The following is a 22,119-nucleotide window of genomic DNA, read 5'->3' on the forward strand; positions in this document are numbered from 1 at the left end:
GCTGCTCGGCCTCTACGTCCGCCCCCAGCGGCCGATCAGCATCTTCAGGAAACGCTCCGCCGCAGGCGACATCGTGCCGGTTCTGCGGCGCACGACGCCGATGGTGCGAGAGATCTCGGGATTGAGGATGGGGCGCGTGACGAGGAAGGGATGATCGCTCTGCGGTGTCGCCATCTTCGGAAGAACCGAGATGCCAAGCCCGGCCTCGACGAGTCCAAGCGACGTGGAGAGATGCGTCACCTCATAGAACCAGCGCAGCTTGATCGCTGATTTGGCGAGCGCGGCATCGAGCAGGGTCCGGTTGCCGCTGGACCGGTGTACGGTGATCAGAGGGTAGGGCTCGAGATCGCCCCAGCCGACCGTCGCCATCGCGGCGAGCGGGTGATCCTTGCGCGCGGCGAGCACGAAGGGATCCTCGACCAGACGGTCGAAGATCAGCTCGGGGTCCGATGCTCCCATCAGGTTGATGCCGAACTCGACCTCGCCACGCTCGACGGCCTGCAGCCCATCGGTGGCAGGCAGGTCGAGAATGCGAAAGCGGATGTTGGGATATTGATCGTTGAACTCGCGGATAACCGACGGCAGGAAGTAGAACGCTGCGGTCGGCAGGCAGGCGATGGTGACGAGGCCTCCGCGATTGAGGCCGCTGTCGCGCACAGCAAACAGCGAGCCGTCGAACTCCTCGATCATACGCCGCACGAGCGGCACCAGCTCGGCGCCGAGCGCCGTCAGCGCGACGTGACGCGTCGTGCGCTCCAGGAGCGGCGCGCCGATCGCGCCCTCCAGCTTCTGGATGCGCCGGCTCAATGCCGGCTGCGAGAGGTTCAGGGCCTCGGCGGCCCGATGAAAGCTCTCCAGATCGGAGACGCTCAGGAAGGCCCGGAGGTCTAGGATCTCACAATTGATGTTAATCATGCATCAATACCGCAATTCTTTGCATTTCAAAGATCGATCTCAGCTCAGTATACGCAACAGTAACGTAGATTGATACGAAAATGACATAACTGAGGCCGGCATGAACGATCTGATCTCGATACCGTGCGTCCTGATGCGAGGCGGAACGTCGAAGGGGCCCTTTTTCCTGGCGTCGGACCTGCCGAGCGATCCGGCCCGGCGAGATGAGATTCTGCTCTCGGTCATGGGCTCCGGTCATCCGCTGCAGATCGACGGCATCGGCGGCGGCAATCCGGTCACGAGCAAGGTCGCCATCGTCGGGCCGGCCAGCGTGCCCGGCGCCGACGTGGATTATCTGTTCGCGCAGGTGCGGATCGATCAGCAACTGGTCGATACCTCGCCCAATTGCGGCAACATGCTTGCCGCGGTCGGACCTTTTGCCATCGAGGCGGGGCTGGTGCCGGCGAAAGGTCCGGCGACGCTGGTCCGCATCCACAACGTCAATACGCGCCAGTTGATCGAGGCCGAGGTGCCGACCCCCAACGGCAAAGTGTCATATCTCGGCGACGCGTCGATCGACGGCGTCCCAGGGCGAGCGGCGCCGATTGCGCTCACCTTTCTCGATGCGGCCAACCGGATGGACGAGATGTTTCCGACCGGCGAGGCCAATGAGACGATCGACGATGTCGACGTCACGCTGATCGACTGCGCGATGCCGATGATGATCGTGCGTGCGGAGGATCTCGGCGTGACCGGTTATGAGAGCGCCGCCGCGTTGAGTGCGAACACGGCGCTGCTGGAGCGGCTCGAGCGGCTGCGCGTGGCGGCCGGCGGGCGCATGGGACTCGGCGACGTCCGCGACCGTGTCATTCCCAAGCCGGTGCTGCTCGCCCCCGCGGTGCATGGCGGCCACGTGTCGGCCCGCTATTTCATGCCGCACGATTGCCACCCGTCGCTTGCCACCACCGGCGCCGTCGGCATCGCCACCTCGCTGATCGTGGCGGACACGGTGAGTGCGCGTCTCGCTGGGCTGCAGGTCGCGCCTGCGGTGATCGGCATCGAGCACCCGATGGGCCATATCGACGTCAAGCTGCAGGAGCGCGATGGCCGGATCGTGGCTGGGATTTTGCGGACCGCCCGCAGGCTGTTCGAAGGCTGCGTGTTCGCAAAGCCCACGACACGGATGGTACACGCCGCCTGAGCGCACGCGGCGTCCGGACTCAATCGACATCGATAACAAGGGAGGAAGTCACATGCGTCGTCTCATGCTCGCCATCACTGCGGCTGTCGCAATCTGCAGCTCGGCCGCCGCCGAGCCCGTGCGCATCAGCGTCGGCTCGTACAATCTGAACAACCTGCCGTTTCCGGTCGCGGTGGGCCTTGGCCTGTTCCAGAAGGAAGGGCTCGACATCACCGTGGAGAATTTCGCCTCCGGCGGCTCCAAGACGCTGCAGGCGCTGGTCGCCGGATCGACCGATGTCGCCGTCGGCTTCTACGACCACACCATCCAGATGCAGTCGCAGAACAAGTCGGTCGTCGGCTTCGTGCTGCTGTCGCGCAATTCCGGTCTGGTGCTGGCCGGTGGCAAGGCTGCGACGTTCGACCCGGCCAGGCCGGAGACCATCAAGGGCGCCAAGATCGGCATCACCGCCCCCGGCTCATCCTCGGACTTCTTCGTCCGCTATTATCTCAAGCAGAACAAGATCCCCGCCGAGAGCGTGTATCTGATCGGCGTCGGATCAGGGGCCGCTGCCGTGGCCGCGCTGGAGCAGGGCAAGATCGATCTGCTGGTGAACTACGATCCGGCCGCGACCTATGTCGAGCAGAAGGGGATCGGCAAGATCCTGATCGATGCGCGAAGCGACGAGGGCGCCAAGCAGGTCTATGGCGGCATCTATCCGACCTCCGTGCTCTACGCGACCCAGCAGTACATCGCCAAGAACCCGGGCACGGTCCAGAAGATCACCAACGCCACGGTCAAGGCGCTGCGCTGGATCGCCACGCACAATGCCGAGGAGATCGTCGCAGTGCTGCCGAACGATTTCATCTCCGGCGAGAAGCAGACCTATACGAAAGCGGTCGAGAAGGCCAAGGCGATCTTCTCCAGGGATGGTCAGTTCGACGAGACCGACGTGCAGACGCCGCTGCTCGTCCTCAAGAGCTTCAACGACAAGGTGGATGCGACGTCGATCGACCTCGCCAAGACCTACACCAACGCCTTCGCCGTGAAGGCGCAGAGCGTCTCGAACTGATCGGGGGGGAAACAATGGCACTCGCCGTCGTCAAGGACCTGGACCCGATGGTCCAGTCCCGCAGCGCCAGGAACATGGTGGAGATCAATCAGGTCACCATGTCCTTCGGCAACTACACCGCCGTCAGGGACGTGAACCTCACGGTCGCCGATGGCGAGTTTCTCGCCATTGCCGGTCCGACCGGCTGCGGCAAGAGCACCATCCTCAACGCGATCGCGGGCCTCTTGAAGCCGAGCGTAGGCAGCATCGCCATCGATGGCCAGCCGGTGCGCGGCGTCCAGGGCAACATCGGCTATCTGTTCCAGCAGGATGCCTTGCTGCCGTGGAAGACCGCGATCGAGAATGTCGAGCTCGGCCCGCTGTTCCGCGGCGTGTCGGCCCGTGAGCGCCATGAGCGCGCAATGGCCTGGCTCGTCAAGGTCGGGCTGAGGGGCTTCGAGCACCGCTATCCGCACCAGCTCTCCGGCGGCCAGCGCAAGCGCGTGCAGATGGCCCAGGCGCTCATCCACGGACCGAAGGTCATCCTGATGGACGAGCCGTTCTCGGCGCTCGACATCCACACCCGCCATCTGATGCAGAACGAGCTGCTGCGGCTGTGGCAGGAGGAGAAGCGCGCGGTGGTCATGATCACCCACGATCTCGAGGAAGCCATCGCGCTGGGGGATCGCGTCGTCGTTCTGGCCTCGGGACCGGCCTCGCGGGTCATCGACAGCTTCCCGGTCGACCTGGAGCGGCCGCGCGACGTGGCCGAGATCAAGCTCGATCCGCGCTTCACCGATCTCTATCGCAACATCTGGGCCTCGCTGCGCGGGGAAGTGGAGAAAAGCTATGCCCGCCATGACTGAACGCCTCATCCAGCTCGCGCTGCTGATCGTCATCGTCGGCGGCTGGCAGGCCGGCGTCACCTACGGCGTCATCGATCCGTTCTTCTTCCCGGCGCCGCTGGCGGTGCTCAAGCAGGTGTTTGCCTGGCTGTCGGCGCAGAGCTTCTACGCGCATGTCTCGACGACGCTGACCGAGACGATCCTCGGCTACATCATCGGCACCGGACTCGGCGTCACCGCCGGCGTCTGGCTCGGCCTCAACCATTCCGCGGCGCGCATCCTCGATCCCTTCATCAAGGCGCTCAACGCCGTGCCGCGCGTGGTGCTGGCGCCGATCTTCGTGCTATGGCTCGGCCTTGGCCTGTGGTCGAAGGTGGCGCTTGCGGTGACCCTGGTGTTCTTCGTCACCTTCTTCAACGCGCTGCAGGGCGTGCGCGAGGTCAACCCGGTGGTGCTGGCGAATGCCCGCATCCTTGGCGCCCGGCGCTCGGAGCTGCTGCGTCACGTCTACTTCCCGGCGGCTGCGAGCTGGATCCTGTCGTCGCTGCGAACCTCGGTCGGCTTTGCGGTGGTCGGCGCCATCATCGGCGAATATCTCGGCTCGTCCGCCGGGCTCGGCCATCTGATCGCGCAGGCCGAAGGCAATTTCGATGCGGTCGGCGTGTTCGCCGGCATCTTCATCCTGGCGATCTTCGTGCTGTGCATCGACGCGCTGCTCGACCTCGTGGAGAGCCGCCTGATCAAATGGCGCCCCAACGTCGCCGAGCGTCCGGCCTGATCCGGATACGACAGAGCGCCGGTCCTGACGGGCCGGCGCTCTGGCATCGATCACCAGGCTTCAGGCCGGCACGAGCTCGGTCAGCGAGCGGATGATGCGGTCGGGCTTGACGTCGGTGCCTTCCGGCAGGCCGTCGCCATGGACGTCGATCCAGATCGAATAGATGCCGAGCCGCTGTGGCGCCACGATCTCCCACTCGAGATTGTCGCCGATCATCCAGGTGTCTTCGGGGCCGACGCCGAGCCGCTCCATCGCGTGCCAATAGGCGCGCTCCTCGGGTTTGCCGAAGCCGTGCTCGCCCTCGATCTGGATGTGGTCGAAGCGGTGCGCCAGCGCGAAGCGCTCGATCTTGGCGCGCTGCTGGCCGGCCTCGCCGTTGGTCACGAGCGCCAGCCGGACGCCGCGCGCCTTGAATGCGTCGATCGCCTCATGCGCGCCGGGAAAGATGAACATCTGCTCGTCGCGATAGGCGGTGAAGCGGTCGGCGATGCGGATCGCAAGCTCGATCGGCAGCGCCGGGCCTGCGGCGGTCAACGCCGCGAAGCCGCCCTTGACCACCTCCTGGCGGGCCTGGATCAGCTTCATCCGCCATTCGGCGCCGGCGACCGACCAGAAGCTGCGCGCCGAGGAGAGGATCGCGGCCGCCACCTCCTGCGAGGTATGCGGCGCCAGCTCGTCGGCGAATTCGGTGGCGACGATGTTCCACGCGATCTCGGGCCGGCCATAGGCCGACAGGATGGTGTCGTCCATGTCGATCAGCATGGCGCGGGGCAGGGGAGCGGTCATCTCCTGGGTACGCGGCGGCGGGGCTGAAGGTTTCAGGGCCATTTCACTTCGGGCGGCATCGAGGACAGGATCGAGTCGACATTGCCGCCGGTTTTCAGCCCAAATGTGGTGCCACGGTCATAAAGCAGGTTGAATTCGACATAGCGGCCGCGCCGGATCAACTGCTCCTCGCGGTCCGCGTCGGTCCAAGGCGCGCTGAAATTACGGCGGACCAGCTCCGGATAGACCTTCAGGAAGGCGCGGCCAACATCCTGGGTGAAGGCGAGATCGGCCTCCCAGTCGCCGGAATCGTGATGGTCGTAGAAGATGCCGCCGATGCCGCGCGGCTCCTTGCGATGGGGAAGGTAGAAGTACTCGTCGCACCAGCGCTTGTACTTGTCGTACGACGCGACCGCCGCATGCGCATCGCAGGCGCTCTTCATCGCGGCGTGGAAGGCGAGCGTATCCGGGTCTTCCTGAGTGCGGCGGCGGTCGAGCACCGGCGTCAGGTCGGCGCCGCCGCCGAACCAGGCCTTGGTGGTCACGACGAAGCGGGTGTTCATGTGCACCGCCGGCACGTGCGGCGACCACAGATGCGCGATCAGCGAGATGCCCGAGGCCCAGAACCGCGGATCCTCGGCGGCGCCCGGGATCTGGCTGCGGAATTCGGGCGCGAACTCGCCATGCACGGTGGAGCAGTGCACGCCGACTTTCTCGAACAGCCGGCCGTGCATCATGCTCATGACGCCGCCGCCGCCCGGGCCGCCGGCATGATCGGTGCGCTCCCACGGCGTGCGCACGAAGCGGCTGGCCTGACGTGGATAGAGGGCGGCCGGCGCCTCGTCCTCGAGCCGCTCGAACGCCGCGCAGATCTGGTCGCGCAGGCTCTCGAACCAGGCGCGGGCGCGGGCCTTGCGATCCTCGATGGCGGCAGTGGTCATGGCAGTTTTCCCCGGGGCGCGTTTCTTTCACCCTCCCCTGGAGGGGAGGGTGGGACCGCTCATGTCGCTACACCTGGCTACTACCATAAGCGATCAGCCCTGCGGGCCAAAATAGGTGCAGGTCTCGCGGCAGCTGTCGCGGTGGACGCTGACCTTGGTGACATGGCCGATGGAGCGGACGCGCTCATAGATGAAGCGCGACAGGTTCTCGAGCGTCGGCAGCCCGATCGCCTCGATCTTGTTCAGGAACTTGTGGTCGAGCATGGCCTGGATCTCGCTCAAGCGCTGCGTCAGCACGCCGAAATCCACCACCATGCCGGTCTCGGGATTGGTCGCATCGCCGCGCACCGTCACCTCGGCGCGGAAGGAATGGCCGTGGATTTCCTGGCTGGCTTCGCCGAGCGTCGTAATCGGCAGCGTATGCGCGGCCTCGAAGGTGAACGACTTGGTCAATTCCCACATCGTGTCAGTCACAATCCCTATCTGATGCCGATCATCTTGTGCGTCTGCAGGCTGAGCCGCCATTGCGGATGATGCTGGCAGTATTGAATCGCGCGCGCCGTGTTCGCGGCCGCGTCGGGCCCGTCCATCGGCTGCAGCGAGAAACGCTCGAAGGCGAGGCCTTCGAACCGCTCCGGCCCGGCGCCGTCCTGCGGATAGACCAGCTTCAGCTCATGGCCCTGCCGCAGCTTCAGCTCGGTGCCCGCTTTCGGGCTGACGCAGATCCAGTCGATGCCGTCGGGCGGAATGAGCGTGCCGTTGGTCTCGATCCCGACCGCGAAGCCGCGGGCGTGGAGCGCCGTGATCAGGTCGGCATCGACCTGCAGCAGCGGCTCGCCGCCGGTGAGGATCGTATAGCGGTCGGCGGCACCGCCTGTCCATTGCCCGGCAATCGCCTCGGCGAGATCGGCGCTGTCATAGCGGCCCCCGAGCGTGCCGTCGGTGCCGACGAAATCGGTGTCACAGAACCGGCACGTCGCGGTTGCGCGGTCGGCCTCGCGTCCGCTCCACAGGTTGCAGCCGGCGAAGCGGCAGAACACCGCGGCGCGGCCCGCCTGGGCGCCTTCGCCCTGCAGGGTCATGAAGATTTCCTTCACCGCGTAGCTCACCCTTCGGCTCCTTGCGCAGATTGCATTTGGACAAATTGTCCGGTTTGGCGCAGCGCCTCGCCGGCGGCCATCGCCGCCGCCATCGCCACGTTCAGCGAGCGCAGCCCGGGCTGCAGCGGAATCCGCAGCCGCGCATCGGCGACCTCCGCCACGGCCTCCGGCACGCCGGCGCTCTCGCGCCCGAGCAGCAGGATGTCGTCCGCGCCGTAGCTGAAGTCGAGATAGCAGATCGCGGCCTTGGTCGTCAGCAGCAGCAGGCGATGGCCCGCCGCCGCCCGCCAGGCCTCGAACGCGTGCCATGAGTCGTGGCGCCGCCAATTCAACTGGTCCAGATAGTCCATGCCGGCGCGGCGGAACTGCCGGTCCGACACCGGAAAGCCGGCCGGCTCGATGATGTGGGCCGCGAGCCCGAGGCAGGCGCACAGCCGCAGGATCGTTCCGGTGTTCTGCGGAATGTCGGGTTGATAGAGCGCGATCTGCATGCGAATTGGTCTTAAGACTGAGGCGGAAAGTCCGCTTCCTGCGCGGGAATTGGTGCATGGCGTGCTGCAGGGCCGATAGCGGGCTTGCGCTCGTATCGCAAGGGTGCCAATAGAACGATTCTGGACGGCTTGTTCCCCAGGGGCGGTGGAGCGAGCCGTTTTCTGCCGCCGCGGGGGACGCGGGCGCCGGCAGGATCTCCCGGTCACGTGATCTCCAACGCCGAGATCCAAGACGTCGAGCGGGGCGGTTCCACCGGCTGCAACGAAGAAAGGGTTGGAATCGTGACAGCGTCTACTGCGGATCATCCGACACGCCGGGATTTTCTTTTCGTCGCCACGGGCGCGACCGCAGCGGTCGGTGGTGTGGCCGCCCTGTGGCCCTTCATCTCCCAGATGAATCCCGATGCCTCGACCATCGCGGCCGGCGCGCCGATCGAGGTCGACCTCTCTCCGGTCGCCGAAGGTCAGGACATCAAGGTGTTCTGGCGCGGCAAGCCGATCTACATCTCCCACCGCACCAAGAAGCAGGTCGAGGAGGTCCGTAAGGTTCCCGTGTCGAGCCTGATCGATCCGGCGACCGACCAGTCCCGCACCAAGGACGGCCACGAGCAGTGGCTGGTCGTGATCGGCATCTGCACCCATCTCGGCTGCATCCCGATCGCCCATGAAGGCAACTACGACGGCTTCTTCTGCCCGTGCCACGGCTCCCAGTACGATGCTTCCGGCCGCGTGCGCCAGGGGCCGGCGCCGCTCAACCTTCCCGTCCCGCCCTATCAGTTCGTTTCCGACACCAAGATCCAGATCGGCTGAGCGGACGTTCGTCTTCAGCTCACGCTCGATCGTGCAAGATAATTTCTTCAGGAACGCATCATGAGTGGACCTTCTGACTACCAGCCGAGCCACCCCGCCTTGAAGTGGCTCGAGCAAAGACTTCCGATCATCGGCCTGGTCCACTCGTCCTTCGTTGCCTATCCGACGCCGCGGAACCTGAACTATTGGTGGACGTTCGGCGCCATCCTCTCGATGATGCTGGGTGTCCAGATCGTCACCGGCGTCATCCTGGCGATGCACTACACGCCGCATGCCGACCTGGCCTTCAAGTCGGTCGAGCTGATCGTGCGCGACGTGAACTACGGTTGGCTGCTGCGCAACATGCATGCCTGCGGCGCGTCGATGTTCTTCCTCGCCGTCTACATCCACATGTTCCGCGGCCTCTATTACGGGTCATACAAGGCGCCGCGCGAGGTGCTCTGGATCCTCGGCGTCATCATCTATCTCTTGATGATGGCGACGGGCTTCATGGGCTATGTGCTGCCGTGGGGCCAGATGAGCTTCTGGGGCGCCACCGTCATCACCAATTTGTTCTCGGCCGTGCCGTATTTCGGCGAGAGCATCGTGACGCTGCTGTGGGGCGGCTATTCGGTCGGCAACCCGACCCTGAACCGCTTCTTCGCGCTTCACTACCTGCTGCCGTTCCTGATCGCCGGCGTGGTCGTGCTGCACGTCTGGGCGCTGCACGTCGCCGGCCAGAACAACCCGGCCGGCGTCGAGCCGAAGACCGAGAAGGACATGGTGCCGTTCACGCCCTACGCCACCATCAAGGACTTCTTCGGCGCCACCTGCTTCCTGATCTTCTATTCCTGGTTCATCTTCTACATGCCGAACTATCTCGGCGAGGCCGACAACTACATCCCGGCCAACCCGGCGGTGACGCCGGCGCACATCGTGCCCGAATGGTACTACCTGCCGTTCTACGCCATCCTGCGCTCGATCCCGAACAAGCTCGCCGGCGTCGTGGCGATGTTCGCGGCGATCATCGTGCTGGTGTTCCTGCCCTGGCTCGACTCGGCCAAGACCCGCTCCAACAAGTACCGTCCGCTCGGCAAGCAGTTCTTCTGGATCTTCGTCGTCGTCTGCATCGGCCTTGGCTATCTCGGCGCGCAGCCGCCGGAGGGCGTCTATGTCGTGCTCGGCCGCATCCTGACGGTGCTGTATTTCGCCTACTTCCTGATCGTGCTGCCGCTGCTCGCGCGCATCGAGCGGCCGCGCCCGCTGCCGAACTCGATCGCTGACGACGTGCTGGCCAAGTCCGGCCGCAAGGCGGCGCCGATGGTCTCGACCGTGATCGCGCTGGCCGCCGCGGTGTCGCTGCTCGCCGGCAGCATGGGCGACGCCCGTGCCAGCGAAGGCCAGGAGAACCCGCCGTCGGCGAGCTGGTCGTTCGCCGGTCCGTTCGGTACCTTCGATCGCGGCGCCGTGCAGCGCGGCCTCAAGGTCTACAAGGAAGTCTGCTCGAACTGCCATTCGCTGCAATACGTGGCGTTCCGCAACCTCGCCGAGCCCGGTGGCCCCGGCTACTCGGCGGCGCAGGCCGCCGCCTTCGCGGCCGAGTACAAGATCAAGGACGGTCCCAACGACGCTGGCGACATGTTCGAGCGTCCGGGCCGGCCGGCCGACTACTTCCCGTCGCCGTTCCCGAACGAACAGGCCGCACGGGCCGCCAATGGCGGTGCGGCCCCGCCGGACCTGTCGCTGATGGCCAAGGCGCGCTCATACAAGCGCGGCTTCCCCTGGTTCCTGATCGACTTCTTCACCCAGTTCCAGGAGCAGGGCCCGAACTACATCAACGCGCTGCTGCAGGGCTATGAAGAAACCCCGCCGCACGGCGTCACCATCCCGGAGGGCTCGTACTACAACAAGTACTTCCCCGGGCATGCGATCAAGATGCCGCCGCCGCTGTCCGACGGCCAGGTGACGTTCGACGACGGCTCGCCGGCCACCGTGAAGCAGTATGCCCACGACGTCGCGACCTTCCTGATGTGGACCGCCGAGCCGCACATGGAAGCGCGCAAGCGCCTCGGCTACCAGGTGTTCATCTTCCTGATCATCTTCGCCGGCCTGATGTACTTCACCAAGAAGCGGGTCTGGGCCGCCGCGCATTGAGCGGTGTGCGGGCCATCACGGCATGAGATTGAAAAAGCCCCTTCGGGGGCTTTTTTGCTTTTGGCCGGTCTGGCCGTCGCGCCATTGGCGAGGCACGGCAGAGGAGGGGACGCATGACTTCATCGTTGGCCTTCGCAGGCGCCGCCGTGCTCGAAATCGGCGGCTGCTTCGCGTTCTGGGCCTAGCTGCGGCTCGGCCAGTCGCCGCTATGGCTGCTGCCGGGGCTGGCCGCGCTTGCCGGCTTTGCCTATCTGCTGACCCTGGCCGACAGCCCGCTCGCCGGCCGCGCCTATGCCGCCTATGGCGGCATCGATATCACCGCGGCGCTGCTGTGGGGCTGGCTGGTCGAGGGCCATCGCCCGGATATCCGGGATCGTCGCGGCGCCGGTTGTGGTCCCGGATGTCGCTGCGCTCATCCGGGCTACGGGAGTCACGTTGAAACGAACCCGATTGCTCCCGTCGCGCCGGACACGCATTTGCGGTAAACCCCGCTCCTGAGCTTCCAACAGAAAATGCGGAGGAACACATGGGCACACTCATCAGCTTCAAGCGCCCCGACGGCCAGGAGGCCAAGGGCTATCTCGCCAAGGCCGCGCAGGCCGATGCGCCGGGCGTCGTCGTCATCCAGGAATGGTGGGGCCTGCAGGACCAGATCAAGGGGATGTGCGATCGTTTCGCGCTCGCCGGCTTCAACGCGCTGGCGCCCGATCTCTACAAGGGCACGGTGGTGCCCTATCACGACACGGATGCGGCGGGCCGGGAGATGAACTCGCTCGACTTCATGGACGCGACCACGCAGACCGTGCGCGGGGCCGCGCAATATCTGGCGCGCAACGGCGCCAAGGTCGGCCTCACCGGCTTCTGCCTCGGTGGCGCGGTGACGATCATCGGCGCGACCAAGATCGACGAGCTCGCCGCCGGCGTCGTGTTCTATGGCATTCCGCCGGAGCAGGCGGCGAAGCCGGCCGACGTCAAGATCCCGCTGCAGGCCCACTTTGCCAACAAGGATGATTGGTGCACGCCGGCGCTGGTGGACGGCTTCGAGAAGGCGATGAAGGCCGCCGGCAAGTCGCTCGAGCTCTATCGCTACGATGCCGAGCATGCCTTCGTGAACGAGCAGCGCATGACCGTGCACGATCGCAGGGCCGCCGAGCTCGCCTGGGGCCGCGCCACGGCGTTCTTCCACAAGCACCTCGGCTGAGCCGAGAGGGCCGGCGTGTCGGTCCTCAACCGTGCCGCGCGGACTCAAACCGCGCGGGCGGTCTTGGTCTCGGCCGACGGCTGTTCGGCCTCATCGAGAGCCGAAGCGTCGTCTGCAGGATCCAAGGGATCGGCGCTGGTCACCGCGTCGGCGGGGCGTCGCCGACGCTTCGTCCGCTTCGCCTGCGCTTCGAGGAAGCAATCGAGCAGCGTCGGCTGCTTCGGGAGCGCATGCGACACTGAAGGCTGTTTGCCGCGGGCCATGTTAACCAAGGTAATTCAATATGGTTAACCAATCATTGCCACACTATTGCAGCTAGACAACAGTGTTGCCCTCGCGCACAGCCAAGTTATGTAACTTTTTTGGGGTTGCGACAATCATTGGTCGATAAGTGAAGCATTCTGCACGCGCGCAACATGAGGTTGTGGAGGGGGCTCACAGCCGCCGGCTGCAGCTTTTCGCCGCTTGCCGCCGTACGCTTCCGCGAATCACCGGGATTTTGTGGGGATCTGAGCATTGATCATGTTCGCAGCGCGTCGCTTCGTTCGATGGTCGAATTCGCCGTGTCTCGCCGTCGGTTGCGTTGCCGAAACAATCTGAGGTAGCGTTTTCCGGTCCCTCTGCTGATGGAGAAAGCTGTGCGTGTGGCCTTTGCGCTGGCTGGGCTGGGCGGCTTGAACGCCCATGGCGCCGGCTTCCTCGACACCGCCCGCGCCTGGGGCGTCACGCCGGATCTCGTCACCGCGACGTCCGGCCAGATCCTGGTGCTGTCGGCGTGGCTTCAGGGTCTCGATCTGCGCAACGAGCTGATGTCCTCCGACCGCCTCAGAGATCCGGCGTCGCAGCTGCGCACAGTGCTGTTCGGCTATCCCGGCGTGTTTCGTCCCGCCTATGCCGAGGCGCTGGCGCGATTCGTCTCCTGGCCGGATTGGCGCGACGGCCCGTTCAACGCCCTCGCGGACCGGCTGTGGCCGGCGCAGCAATATGTCCCGGTGCGCAGCGAGGCTGACTTCGCGCACGCGGCGGAGACGCTCAATGCCACGCCGATCGGCGTTGTGTTCAACACCTATGATCCCGAGGCGGGCACGGGCTATCTCTACGGCAACGAGGCGGCGCGGGCGCTGCTGCCGGCGGAGAAGTCGGTTCCCAACGCCCATGCCGTCAAGGCGCGGCAATCGGCGGCCAAGCGCGATCTGCGCTACGCCTCCGAGGTGCTGGCCGAGCGCGCCATCCGCCCGATCACGCCAGAGGCGGTCAAGGCTGCGCTGTGGCTGTCGCTCTACGGCTTCACCAAGCTGCCGCAGGGACAGATGGACGGCGCCTATCACCGCGCCAGCATCATCTCCGAGCTGCACGGCTTCGACCGCATCTTCGCCGTCCGCCCGCTCGCCCAGGGGTGGCAGGGCCAAGCGCCCGCCAACTGGTTCGAGGTGCAGGACTGGACCACTGAGATGTGGTTCTCGGTCGGCTACAAGGCCGAGGTCGACGCGCTCAAGCGCATCAACGATCTGATCGCGGGCGGCGTGATCACCGATCCCAAATACAAGACCGTCGATCTGGTCGAGATCCAGCCGGAAACGCCGGCCGGCTATTTCAACTACTTCGTCGAGCGCGGCGAGGTGTATGAGAATGCCGTGGTGGCGACGGAGATGAAGTTCGCTGAGCTCGGGCTGGTGAAGCCGGGAGGCTGATGTGACGGCGCGCGCCGCGAGCGGGGTCATCTTCGCAAGCGTGAATGGGCCTCTCACCCCGACATCGGTGGCCTCCCCTCCCCGCAAGGGGGAGGGGAGCCCACCGTCATCTTGGCGGCACGGCGGCTCTCACGACGCGTCGATACTGCTAGAGTGGCCTATCAGCCAATCCAGGATCCCGCATGACCATCGACCCGATCAGGTTCGTCGACACATCCTCCGGTGACGAGGCATGCGTGCTGGTTCGCGTCGTCGGCGACAGCATCGGTTTAGCGCTGTCGTTGAGGACTGAAGGAGACATCGAGGTGTTCTTGGCGGCCGAAGAGCTCGATCGGGTCATCGGTGCGCTTCAGCAGGCTCGCGTGGCGATGAGGCGCGAGGGAAGCGGCATGCCTCGCCCCGGCTGAACGCACGTCTGGCAAAGGAGATCATGATTCCCCGCTCCATTCTTCATGTCGTCTTCAACATGTCTGCCGCCGGCATGTTGCGCGCTGCGCTCCAGCACGCTGGCCGCGACGACCGCGTCATTGGTCTTGGCGACAGCCTGAGCTTCGGTCCGATCGACCCGCCCGATCCAGCGTTGCGAACCGCCTGGGTGGACCAGGAATTTGAAGTGTCAGGTTGGGACGAGGTGGGCGGACAGGCCACATCATTCTGGGACGAGGCGCTCTCGCGCACGCATAGCAGGATCGCCTGGCTCACGCGGCGGTCGACCCAGGAATATGCCGGCTTCCTCGAATTCCTGTGGCGGCTCGGCGACGAGCCGATCGAGATCGTTGATCTCGCTGACGCTGTCGCGAGGGCAGGGGATCATGGCGCGCCCAATCCGCGCCGGGTGTTCAGCCTCGGCGAGCTAAAGCCCTCCATCATCAGCGACAATCAACTCTGGAGTTTTGGGCAGCACCTCACATCGGATATGCGCGCGGCCTGCCGCGAACAATGGGCGCGCCTCAAAGCGGATAACGCGCCGTTCCGCATTCTCCGCGACGGCGAGCTCGTCTCAGCCCCGATCACGCATTTTGATCCCCTGCTGCTGTCCTGCGCCACCGCCGAATGGACGAAGACGGCGAGGATCATCGGCGAGGCGCTCTGCGAGAGCTGGACCGAGGGCATGCAGACAGGTGATCTGCAGTTGTTCGCGCGTGTCCGCGCACTGGTTGCGGCTGGCCGCCTGGAGTGTCGTGGCGATTTGCTTGATATGCATCGCAGCGCGTTGCGGTTGCCGAGTGGCGGCGCATGAGGTGCGCGGAAGAGTCGGGTTGACCGAAAGCGGCGCCCCGACCGGATTCGCTGCGGAAACGCCTATCGTTGCGGGGGCGGTATGGCAGCTTCGCGGCTCTTCTTCAGCTCGCGAGCCGCGTCCCGGTTGCCTTGGGCCTCGGCGAAATCCGGCTCCAGGGCGATGGCCGCATCGAAGTCGGCGATCGCGCGATCGTAGTCCGCCTTCTCCTTATAGGCGAGGCCGCGATTGTTGTAGGCATCGGCATAGCTCGGATCGAGCCTGATGGCCTGGTCGAAGTCGACGATGGCCCGGTCGTGATCCCCTTTGTCGTCGTAGGCGATGCCGCGACGGTTGAAGGCCTCTGCCAGCTTGCCATCGAGCCTCAAGGCCTCGTCATAATCGGCGATGGCGCGATCATGATCGCCTTTCTTGTCGTAGGCCGCGCCGCGGTTCATGTATGCTTTCGCGTGCTGCGGCTCGAGCTTGATCGCCACGCCGAAATCCACGATGGCCCGGTCGTGATCGCCCTTGTCGTCATATGCAATACCGCGATTGACATGGGCAAGAACGTGACCCGGATCGCGCCTGATCGTTTCGTCGAAATCGGCGATGGCCTGATCGATGTCACCTGTTTCGAAATACGCGATCCCTCGGTTGAAATGGGCATTAAGGGCTTTCGCGGGCGTCAGGCCAAATTTGATCGCAGCGCTGTAGTCGGCAATGGCGCGGTCGAACTGCTTCTTGTGTTTATGCACGATGGCGCGAAGGGTGTATCCGGTGGCGTCAGTCGGGTCGCGTCGGATCCCCTCGTCTATATCTGCGAGTCCGCGATCGAAGTCGTTCCTGATAACATGGACTGCGCCGCGATCAACGTAGGGCTTGGCTTGCTCGGGATCCAGCGCCAACGTTCGATTGAAGTCCGAGAGCGCCTGATCATAATTTTCTTTCGAGAAGTAGGCCAAGCCGCGATTGTAGTAGTAGAGCGGCTTTTTCGAATCGAGCTTGATCGCCTCGTCATAGTCGGCAATCGCGCGGTCGTAGTCGGCTTTGGCCGCGTAGGCGAACCCACGATTGTTGCGAGCTGCCGGGTAAGAGGGATCGAGCCTGATTGCTTCGGTGAGATCGGCAATGGCGCGGTCATAGTCCTGTTTCTCATAGTACGCATTGCCACGATTGAAATAGCCTTGGATCTCCTCCTGTCCGGACCATCGATCGGACTGCAATGCGAAGGTGCAGCTCTCGATACGCTGGTCGGCCGGGAAACGGCGGTCCAGGCACCAGGCCGGTGGCGGCTCGCTCTGTGCAACAGCGTCGGGCGCCGTCGCCAGGGCAAAAAGGAGCATGGCGGGCAGGGCCAGGGAATGGCGTTGCAACGGACGAATGCCTTCTGCAAGGGAGACGATGCAGCATAGACCGGGCGCCGCAGGCCCGGCAATTCGGATAGCCGCTCTGCCGGTGAGATCTGAGCCGGGCTGGTCGAGCATGCGCCGGTACGCCAAATTCATCAGCCGTCTCAAGCTGATTTGCCCTGTCCAGTCCGGCCTCGAAAAATATTCTTGTTTCTTTTTTTCAGAATTCATGCTTGGATGTGCGCGTCCCACCCCGGCACGAGGGGCGTATCGCGATCGTCACGAGACGCGGGGTGGAGATGCGGTGGGCGCGTCACGTCGCAGCATGGCTCAGGTCGTGCGGACGAACGGCGGGCGCGCACGGTGAAGTCGCATGGTCCTGGCCTCCCGACGCTGAGGCTACGCTGGTGGATGATCCGCCAGTCACGGGGGCAAGACAGCCCGGTCCCCGGGGAGAATGCGTATAATCCGTCAAACCATCGCGCAGGGAAGGCAGGTCGTCCGGCTGACCTGTGGTGACTGCCGCCTGCTTTTTTTGCTGCAGGCGGGCCACGGGCATCAGCCGATGCCCGGCCTTCCCTGCGCCCTCGACTTGGAGAGGGCGGTGTCGATGATCATCCCTCGGGCAGATCGTGTCGCGAGAATGCTTTTCCATGTTTGATCGTCATCTCAGTTTCCGCTCTTGCCTTGGCCTCGCCGCTGCCCGTTATTGCGCCCTCGCCCCTTGTGGGAGAGGGCATGTAGGACAGAGCGGCAAACGCGATTGGGTGAGGGGTATGCCTCTGCAAGCAGGACTCGCGGAGAGATACCCCTCACCCAACCGCGCCCGCGGATGGGCCGTGCATGCCCTCTCCCGCAAGGGGCGAGGGCGCTGTATCTGGCAGCCGCCCCGCGGCGCCTCTGTTGATTTGCTGACGCATCCCACCCCCATTTGTGGCCCCGCCGCCCTTGACCGCAGCCGTCCCGCATGGTCAGGTCCGCGCCATGAGCACCCTTGTCCGCCCAGCCCGTCTCTGGTGGCGCACCTTGTAAAAGGTGGCCGGTGCGATTTTATTGACATCCAATCGCAGAGGGGCCGCCACGCAGCGGCGGCTTCCGGTTGGTCCTGTGTGGCGTTTCCTCGGCAAGTTTCGTAAGAGGACGCCTGAGAGGACCCCATGAACAGGACCGTTTTCGCCCTTCCAGCTGTCAGCGACTACCGCACTCGTGGCGGGCTCGCGATCACGCGCGCCGTCGAGCAGTTTTCCGGTGGCGCCAGCCGGCTCGACGATCTGATCGACCTGCTCGACCGCCGCCGCGGCGTGGTGCTGTCCTCGGGCACGACCGTGCCCGGCCGCTACGAGAGTTTTGACCTCGGCTTTGCCGATCCGCCGCTCGTGCTGGAGACCAAGGGCACCACCTTCACCCTGCAGGCGCTGAATCGTCGCGGCGAGGTGCTGATCGCGTTCCTCAAGGACACGCTGCGCGAGCCCTGCGTGGTCATCACCGAGGCCTCGCCTGCGCGGCTCGCCGGGCACATCGTCCGCGGGCCTGCCCCGGTCGAGGAGGACCAGCGCACCCGCCGCGCCAGCGTGATGTCGCTGGTGCGGGCGATGATCGCTGTGCTGTCGGCCAATGACGATCCGCTGCTCGGCCTGTTCGGCGCCTTCGCCTATGACCTCGTGTTCCAGATCGAGGACCTCTTGCAGAAGCGGCCGCGCGAGAAGGACCAGCGCGACATCGTGCTCTACGTGCCGGATCGCCTGCTGGCCTACGACCGCGCCACCGGCCGCGGCGTCGTTCTTTCCTATGATTTTTCCTGGAACGGCCAGTCGACGGCAGGACTGCCGCGCGACACCGACGCCAGCGTCTACCTGAAGGAGCCGCGCCAGGGTTTTGCCGATCACGCGCCCGGCGAGTACCAGGCGACGGTCGAGAAGGCCCGCGCGGCGTTTGCCCGCGGCGACCTGTTCGAGGCGGTGCCCGGCCAACTGTTTGCTGAGCCCTGTGAGCGCTCGCCGGCGGAAGTGTTCCAGCGGCTCTGCCGGATCAATCCGTCGCCCTATGGCGCGCTGATGAATCTCGGCGACGGCGAGTTCCTCGTCTCGGCCTCACCCGAGATGTTCGTCCGCTCCGACGGCCGTCGCGTCGAGACCTGTCCGATCTCCGGCACCATCGCCCGCGGTCGCGACGCCATCGGCGATGCCGAGCAGATCCGCCAGCTCCTGAACTCGGAGAAGGACGAGTTCGAGCTCAACATGTGCACCGACGTCGACCGCAACGACAAGGCGCGCATCTGCGTCCCCGGCACCATCAAGGTGCTCGCGCGCCGGCAGATCGAGACCTATTCGAAGCTGTTTCACACGGTGGATCACGTCGAGGGCATGCTGCGGCCGGGCTTCGACGCGCTCGACGCGTTCCTGACGCACGCCTGGGCGGTGACCGTGACCGGCGCGCCGAAGCTGTGGGCGATGCAGTTCGTCGAGGACAATGAGCGCTCGCCGCGGCGCTGGTATGCCGGCGCCATCGGCGCGGTGAATTTCGACGGCTCGATCAACACCGGCCTCACCATCCGCACCATCCGCATGAAGGACGGGCTCGCCGAGGTCCGCGTCGGCGCCACCTGCCTGTTCGATTCCGACCCCGCGGCCGAGGATCGCGAGTGCCAGGTCAAGGCGGCGGCCCTCTTCCAGGCGCTGCGTGGCGATCCGCCGAAGCCGCTGTCCTCGACCGCGCCGGACGCCACCGGCTCCGGCAAGAACGTGCTCTTGATCGACCACGACGATTCGTTCGTGCACATGCTGGCGGACTATTTCCGCCAGGTCGGCGCCAACGTCACCGTGGTGCGTTACGTCCATGCCTTGAAGATGCTGGCCGAGCGCAGCTGGGATCTCATCGTGCTGTCGCCCGGACCGGGCCGCCCCGAGGACTTCAAGATCTCGACGACGATCGATGCGGCGCTCGCGAAGAAGCTGCCGATCTTCGGCGTATGCCTCGGCGTGCAGGCGATGGGCGAGTATTTTGGCGGTCAGCTCGGCCAGCTCGCCCAACCGGCGCATGGCCGGCCGTCGCGGGTCCAGGTGCGCGGCGGACGCCTGATGCAGGGGTTGCCGAGCGAGATCGTCATCGGCCGCTACCATTCGCTGTTCGTCGAGCGCGACAGCATGCCGGAGGTGCTGACCGTCACCGCAGCGACCGAGGACGGCGTGGCGATGGCGATCGAGCACAAGACGCTGCCGGTCGGCGGCGTGCAGTTCCACCCGGAGTCGCTGATGTCGCTCGGCGATGCCGTTGGTTTGAGGATCGTGGAGAATGCGTTCCGGCTCAATCAGCCGGGGTGAAGGGTGGTTGCCGTGATCGCGAGGAGCGTGAGCGACGAAGCGATCCAGAGTTGTTTTCGCGGCCCTGGATTGCTTCCGCCTTCGCCCGAGTGGGCTTCGGCGGACACGTCGCTTCGCTCGCAATGACGGCACATAAACAGAGTGGATGAGAGCACGATGACGTTCGATCTGGACATCAAGAATACGGTCCGCACCATTCCGGACTATCCGAAGCCGGGCATCCTGTTCCGGGACATCACGACGCTGCTGGCGGACGCGCGCGCGTTCCGTCGCGCGGTGGACGAGCTGGTGCATCCCTGGGCCGGCTCCAAGATCGACAAGGTCGCCGGCATCGAGGCGCGCGGCTTCATCCTCGGTGGCGCGGTGGCGCATCAGCTCTCGGCCGGCTTCGTGCCGATCCGCAAGAAGGGCAAGCTGCCGCACAAGACGGTCAGCATGTCCTATGCGCTGGAATACGGCACCGACGAGATGGAGATGCATGTCGACGCGGTCGAGCCCGGCGAGCGCGTGATCCTGGTCGACGACCTCATCGCCACCGGCGGCACGGCCGAGGGGGCGGTGAAGCTGCTCCGCCAGATCGGCGCCACGGTGGTGGCGGCCTGCTTCATCATCGACCTGCCGGATCTCGGCGGCGCCGCCAAGCTGCGCGCGCTCGACGTGCCCGTGCGCACGCTGATCTCCTTCGAGGGGCACTGAGGAACGCGCGGCGGCGTCAGGACCGCTGCATCAGGAGCTCGTTCTCGATCTCGCGCAGCGCATAGTAGTTGCGCCGGATCCATTGATAGAGCTCGGTGGACGGGTCCTTCTCCTGGCGCAGATAGCCGGTAAAGGAGAACGAGAAGCGCTCGATATAGGTCCTCAGGAACGCGGGCAGGGCGGCAATGCGCAGATGCTTGCCGCGGCTGTAGAGGTCGGGGAGCTCCTCGCGCAGGACGTGGTCGTTTTCGACCACGATCAGCTGCGGTCGCGGGATCTGTCGCCGCAGGGCGTCGTAGGCGCGCATCGACACCCGGTCGCCCTCGGCGCAGTACAGAACGATCGGGACCACGTTCCGCCGTGAGGCCTCCTTCAAAAAGCCGATCTCCTCGGACATCTTGAAGAACTCGTCGAACGAGTAGTAGCCGAGGTCGATCACCTTGGCGATGCCGTCGTTGAGGATGACGCGATCCATCAATTGGATCTTGCCGTAGGTGTCCTCGATCGTCGCGGTCTCCGTGATCTGCGGCAGGAAGTCGAGCAGCGACGGCTCGCGCAAGGTGACGTCGAAGGCGAGCACTTGGCCGTTCTTGAGCAGCAGGAACTCGCTCAGCACCCGCGCAAGCAGCGTCTTCCCGGACTGCGGCCGGGGCGAGCAGACGATGTAGACGGGCGTTGCGGGCATCAGACCTATATCAGGTCAAATGCGGTTGCGATAAAGTCCCATCCTTCACGGGGCTGCTATTTTTCCCCGGCCGGCCGCGGCGCCGCCGCCTTGGTCGAGCCGACGATGTCGGTCAGCTTGATGCGGTCGTACTCGCTCCAGACATTGGCGAGCCAATGCCGGACATAGCCGCGCAGCACGAAGGAGTAGTTGGCGGCCTCGTCGCGCGGACCCTTGTTGGCGACGAACTTCAGGAACGGCACCGAGGCGACCTCGACCTGCTCGAACGCCATCTCGTTGAGCTTGGGGATGGTCAGCTCGGTCGCATCCTTGATGCGGTGGAAGTAGGAATTGTAGGTCGACTGGTCCCACTCGAAGAAGCTGGTGTTGTTGATGAAGTTCTTCACCAGGAAGTACTTCGCGCCGATCATGTAGCTTGCCGTCTCCGCGATCTCGTCCAGCGAGGCGATCGACGAGCCCAGGATGTGGAACACCGCGAAGGTGATCTGGCCGGAGCGGGCGGCGTCGAGGAAGCCGATGTCGCGCAGTGCCGCGAGCGTCGGCGACATCAGGCCGGCGCGGACGTCGATCACGGTCACCGAGGGCGCCACCGCGCTCAAGGTGTCGAAGATCTTCATCTGGTCCGGCGTCGAATTCATGTCGACGATCTCGGTGATTTCCGGGTGGAAGCGCTTCAGCGTGCCGCGCGGATGCTCGGTGTCGAACGCCCGCGTCGGGACGTTGTTGGCGCTGAAATAATCGAGCAACGTCCGTGACACCGTGGTCTTGCCGACCCCGCCCTTGTCCGCACCCACCACAACCACTGCCGGTTTCGCCATGGAAAGTCCTTCAGCCCTGAGGCCGGCCAGGGGGCCGGCGCTTTGCATTCTGCTTTGGGCGCGAACATGGCAGAAACGCTGGAGAATTCAAATTCATTGCAGCACGAGACCGGGGAAATTTGCGCCTTCGCTGCAACAGATCGGCGCAA

The 22,119-nt window shown here is 65.0% G+C and carries 23 protein-coding genes; 13 read left to right on the forward strand and 10 right to left on the reverse strand.

What is annotated here, in order from left to right; genetic code table 11:
* Positions 1–12 precede the first annotated feature (12 nt).
* A complete protein-coding gene (locus QX051_RS11250; protein WP_315738715.1) occupies positions 13–912 on the reverse strand; it encodes a LysR family transcriptional regulator in 900 nt (299 codons plus the stop codon).
* 103 nt (positions 913–1,015) lie between these two features.
* Between QX051_RS11250 and QX051_RS11255 the strand changes: the two genes are divergently transcribed.
* From QX051_RS11255 to QX051_RS11270, 4 genes are read left to right on the forward strand one after another with little or no spacing between them, the layout of a single operon-like run.
* Complete coding sequence (locus tag QX051_RS11255) at positions 1,016–2,095, forward strand: 4-oxalomesaconate tautomerase (protein WP_315776143.1); 1,080 nt, start codon at positions 1,016–1,018, stop codon at positions 2,093–2,095.
* A 52-nt stretch (positions 2,096–2,147) separates the two neighbouring features.
* Positions 2,148–3,146: an ABC transporter substrate-binding protein gene (locus QX051_RS11260; RefSeq protein WP_315776144.1), complete on the forward strand. Its 999-nt coding sequence runs from the start codon at positions 2,148–2,150 to the stop codon at positions 3,144–3,146.
* A gap of 14 nt (positions 3,147–3,160) precedes the next feature.
* Positions 3,161–3,991 carry an ABC transporter ATP-binding protein gene (locus QX051_RS11265; RefSeq protein WP_315776145.1) on the forward strand — a complete coding sequence of 277 codons (831 nt, stop codon included), beginning with the start codon at positions 3,161–3,163 and terminating at the stop codon, positions 3,989–3,991.
* Positions 3,975–4,748, forward strand: coding sequence for an ABC transporter permease (locus QX051_RS11270; RefSeq protein WP_315738348.1), 774 nt, complete (start codon positions 3,975–3,977; stop codon positions 4,746–4,748). Before QX051_RS11265 ends, QX051_RS11270 begins: the two co-directional genes overlap by 17 nt.
* 60 nt (positions 4,749–4,808) lie before the next feature.
* On the opposite strand, the gene QX051_RS11275 is transcribed toward QX051_RS11270, so the two are convergent.
* The 5 genes from QX051_RS11275 to QX051_RS11295 form a co-directional block, all read right to left on the reverse strand.
* The gene (locus tag QX051_RS11275) at positions 4,809–5,534 is read right to left on the reverse strand and encodes an HAD family hydrolase (RefSeq protein ID WP_315776262.1); all 726 of its coding nucleotides are present in this window, start codon (positions 5,532–5,534) and stop codon (positions 4,809–4,811) included.
* Between the two features lie 32 nt (positions 5,535–5,566).
* Positions 5,567–6,454 carry an oxygen-dependent coproporphyrinogen oxidase gene (gene hemF, locus QX051_RS11280; RefSeq protein WP_315776146.1) on the reverse strand — a complete coding sequence of 296 codons (888 nt, stop codon included), beginning with the start codon at positions 6,452–6,454 and terminating at the stop codon, positions 5,567–5,569.
* A 93-nt stretch (positions 6,455–6,547) separates the two neighbouring features.
* Complete coding sequence (locus tag QX051_RS11285) at positions 6,548–6,916, reverse strand: 6-carboxytetrahydropterin synthase (protein WP_315738713.1); 369 nt, start codon at positions 6,914–6,916, stop codon at positions 6,548–6,550.
* A 17-nt stretch (positions 6,917–6,933) separates the two neighbouring features.
* Entirely contained in the window at positions 6,934–7,563 is a 630-nt protein-coding gene (gene queE / locus QX051_RS11290) for a 7-carboxy-7-deazaguanine synthase (protein WP_315738346.1), read from the reverse strand.
* Entirely contained in the window at positions 7,560–8,045 is a 486-nt protein-coding gene (locus QX051_RS11295; protein ID WP_315738345.1) for a tRNA (cytidine(34)-2'-O)-methyltransferase, read from the reverse strand. Before QX051_RS11295 ends, queE begins: the two co-directional genes overlap by 4 nt.
* A 279-nt stretch (positions 8,046–8,324) precedes the next feature.
* On the opposite strand from QX051_RS11295, the gene petA reads away from it, so the two are divergent.
* From petA to QX051_RS11315, 4 genes are all read left to right on the forward strand, one after another.
* A complete protein-coding gene (gene petA / locus QX051_RS11300) occupies positions 8,325–8,855 on the forward strand; it encodes a ubiquinol-cytochrome c reductase iron-sulfur subunit (RefSeq protein WP_315738712.1) in 531 nt (176 codons plus the stop codon).
* Positions 8,856–8,915: 60 nt separating this feature from the next.
* Positions 8,916–10,988: a cytochrome c1 gene (locus tag QX051_RS11305; protein ID WP_315776147.1), complete on the forward strand. Its 2,073-nt coding sequence runs from the start codon at positions 8,916–8,918 to the stop codon at positions 10,986–10,988.
* 185 nt (positions 10,989–11,173) lie between these two features.
* Complete coding sequence (locus QX051_RS11310) at positions 11,174–11,473, forward strand: hypothetical protein (RefSeq protein WP_315776263.1); 300 nt, start codon at positions 11,174–11,176, stop codon at positions 11,471–11,473.
* A gap of 41 nt (positions 11,474–11,514) precedes the next feature.
* Complete coding sequence (locus tag QX051_RS11315; protein ID WP_315717281.1) at positions 11,515–12,189, forward strand: dienelactone hydrolase family protein; 675 nt, start codon at positions 11,515–11,517, stop codon at positions 12,187–12,189.
* A 44-nt stretch (positions 12,190–12,233) separates the two neighbouring features.
* Here the strand turns inward: QX051_RS11315 and QX051_RS11320 are convergent, their stop codons facing one another.
* Positions 12,234–12,452, reverse strand: coding sequence for a hypothetical protein (locus QX051_RS11320; protein WP_315773445.1), 219 nt, complete (start codon positions 12,450–12,452; stop codon positions 12,234–12,236).
* A gap of 375 nt (positions 12,453–12,827) precedes the next feature.
* Between QX051_RS11320 and QX051_RS11325 the strand changes: the two genes are divergently transcribed.
* The 3 genes from QX051_RS11325 to QX051_RS11335 all read left to right on the forward strand — a co-directional run bounded on the left by QX051_RS11325 (position 12,828) and on the right by QX051_RS11335 (position 15,120).
* Positions 12,828–13,880: a hypothetical protein gene (locus QX051_RS11325; RefSeq protein ID WP_315776148.1), complete on the forward strand. Its 1,053-nt coding sequence runs from the start codon at positions 12,828–12,830 to the stop codon at positions 13,878–13,880.
* 182 nt (positions 13,881–14,062) lie between these two features.
* Positions 14,063–14,287, forward strand: coding sequence for a hypothetical protein (locus QX051_RS11330; protein WP_315738341.1), 225 nt, complete (start codon positions 14,063–14,065; stop codon positions 14,285–14,287).
* A 23-nt stretch (positions 14,288–14,310) separates the two neighbouring features.
* Positions 14,311–15,120 (forward strand): DUF3658 domain-containing protein, encoded by an 810-nt coding sequence (locus QX051_RS11335; RefSeq protein WP_315776149.1) that lies wholly within the window; start codon positions 14,311–14,313, stop codon positions 15,118–15,120.
* Positions 15,121–15,182: 62 nt separating this feature from the next.
* On the opposite strand, the gene QX051_RS11340 is transcribed toward QX051_RS11335, so the two are convergent.
* The gene (locus tag QX051_RS11340) at positions 15,183–16,682 is read right to left on the reverse strand and encodes a tetratricopeptide repeat protein (protein ID WP_315773447.1); all 1,500 of its coding nucleotides are present in this window, start codon (positions 16,680–16,682) and stop codon (positions 15,183–15,185) included.
* A 926-nt stretch (positions 16,683–17,608) separates the two neighbouring features.
* Between QX051_RS11340 and QX051_RS11345 the strand changes: the two genes are divergently transcribed.
* Positions 17,609–19,771 (forward strand): anthranilate synthase component I, encoded by a 2,163-nt coding sequence (locus QX051_RS11345; protein WP_315776150.1) that lies wholly within the window; start codon positions 17,609–17,611, stop codon positions 19,769–19,771.
* 156 nt (positions 19,772–19,927) lie between these two features.
* Positions 19,928–20,467: an adenine phosphoribosyltransferase gene (locus QX051_RS11350; RefSeq protein WP_315738337.1), complete on the forward strand. Its 540-nt coding sequence runs from the start codon at positions 19,928–19,930 to the stop codon at positions 20,465–20,467.
* 16 nt (positions 20,468–20,483) lie between these two features.
* On the opposite strand, the gene QX051_RS11355 is transcribed toward QX051_RS11350, so the two are convergent.
* Positions 20,484–21,152, reverse strand: coding sequence for a hypothetical protein (locus tag QX051_RS11355; RefSeq protein WP_315738336.1), 669 nt, complete (start codon positions 21,150–21,152; stop codon positions 20,484–20,486).
* Positions 21,153–21,208: 56 nt separating this feature from the next.
* On the reverse strand, positions 21,209–21,970 hold the full coding sequence (locus tag QX051_RS11360; protein ID WP_009025709.1) for a hypothetical protein: 762 nt from the start codon (positions 21,968–21,970) through the stop codon (positions 21,209–21,211).
* Positions 21,971–22,119: the final 149 nt, after the last annotated feature.

Source organism: Bradyrhizobium sp. SZCCHNR1053, from assembly GCF_032381235.1.
In the GTDB taxonomy this organism is placed as follows: Bacteria; Pseudomonadota; Alphaproteobacteria; order Rhizobiales; family Xanthobacteraceae; genus Bradyrhizobium.

Coding starts and splice junctions, on each gene's coding strand:
- QX051_RS11255 (WP_315776143.1), top strand. CDS start 1,016: ATGAACGATCTGATCTCGATACCGTGCGTCCTGATGCGAGGCGGAACG.
- QX051_RS11260 (WP_315776144.1), top strand. CDS start 2,148: ATGCGTCGTCTCATGCTCGCCATCACTGCGGCTGTCGCAATCTGCAGC.
- QX051_RS11265 (WP_315776145.1), top strand. CDS start 3,161: ATGGCACTCGCCGTCGTCAAGGACCTGGACCCGATGGTCCAGTCCCGC.
- QX051_RS11270 (WP_315738348.1), top strand. CDS start 3,975: ATGCCCGCCATGACTGAACGCCTCATCCAGCTCGCGCTGCTGATCGTC.
- QX051_RS11275 (WP_315776262.1), bottom strand. CDS start 5,534: ATGACCGCTCCCCTGCCCCGCGCCATGCTGATCGACATGGACGACACC.
- hemF (WP_315776146.1), bottom strand. CDS start 6,454: ATGACCACTGCCGCCATCGAGGATCGCAAGGCCCGCGCCCGCGCCTGG.
- QX051_RS11285 (WP_315738713.1), bottom strand. CDS start 6,916: ATGTGGGAATTGACCAAGTCGTTCACCTTCGAGGCCGCGCATACGCTG.
- QX051_RS11295 (WP_315738345.1), bottom strand. CDS start 8,045: ATGCAGATCGCGCTCTATCAACCCGACATTCCGCAGAACACCGGAACG.
- QX051_RS11305 (WP_315776147.1), top strand. CDS start 8,916: ATGAGTGGACCTTCTGACTACCAGCCGAGCCACCCCGCCTTGAAGTGG.
- QX051_RS11315 (WP_315717281.1), top strand. CDS start 11,515: ATGGGCACACTCATCAGCTTCAAGCGCCCCGACGGCCAGGAGGCCAAG.
- QX051_RS11320 (WP_315773445.1), bottom strand. CDS start 12,452: ATGGCCCGCGGCAAACAGCCTTCAGTGTCGCATGCGCTCCCGAAGCAG.
- QX051_RS11330 (WP_315738341.1), top strand. CDS start 14,063: ATGACCATCGACCCGATCAGGTTCGTCGACACATCCTCCGGTGACGAG.
- QX051_RS11335 (WP_315776149.1), top strand. CDS start 14,311: ATGATTCCCCGCTCCATTCTTCATGTCGTCTTCAACATGTCTGCCGCC.
- QX051_RS11340 (WP_315773447.1), bottom strand. CDS start 16,682: ATGAATTCTGAAAAAAAGAAACAAGAATATTTTTCGAGGCCGGACTGG.
- QX051_RS11345 (WP_315776150.1), top strand. CDS start 17,609: ATGAACAGGACCGTTTTCGCCCTTCCAGCTGTCAGCGACTACCGCACT.
- QX051_RS11350 (WP_315738337.1), top strand. CDS start 19,928: ATGACGTTCGATCTGGACATCAAGAATACGGTCCGCACCATTCCGGAC.
- QX051_RS11355 (WP_315738336.1), bottom strand. CDS start 21,152: ATGCCCGCAACGCCCGTCTACATCGTCTGCTCGCCCCGGCCGCAGTCC.
- QX051_RS11360 (WP_009025709.1), bottom strand. CDS start 21,970: ATGGCGAAACCGGCAGTGGTTGTGGTGGGTGCGGACAAGGGCGGGGTC.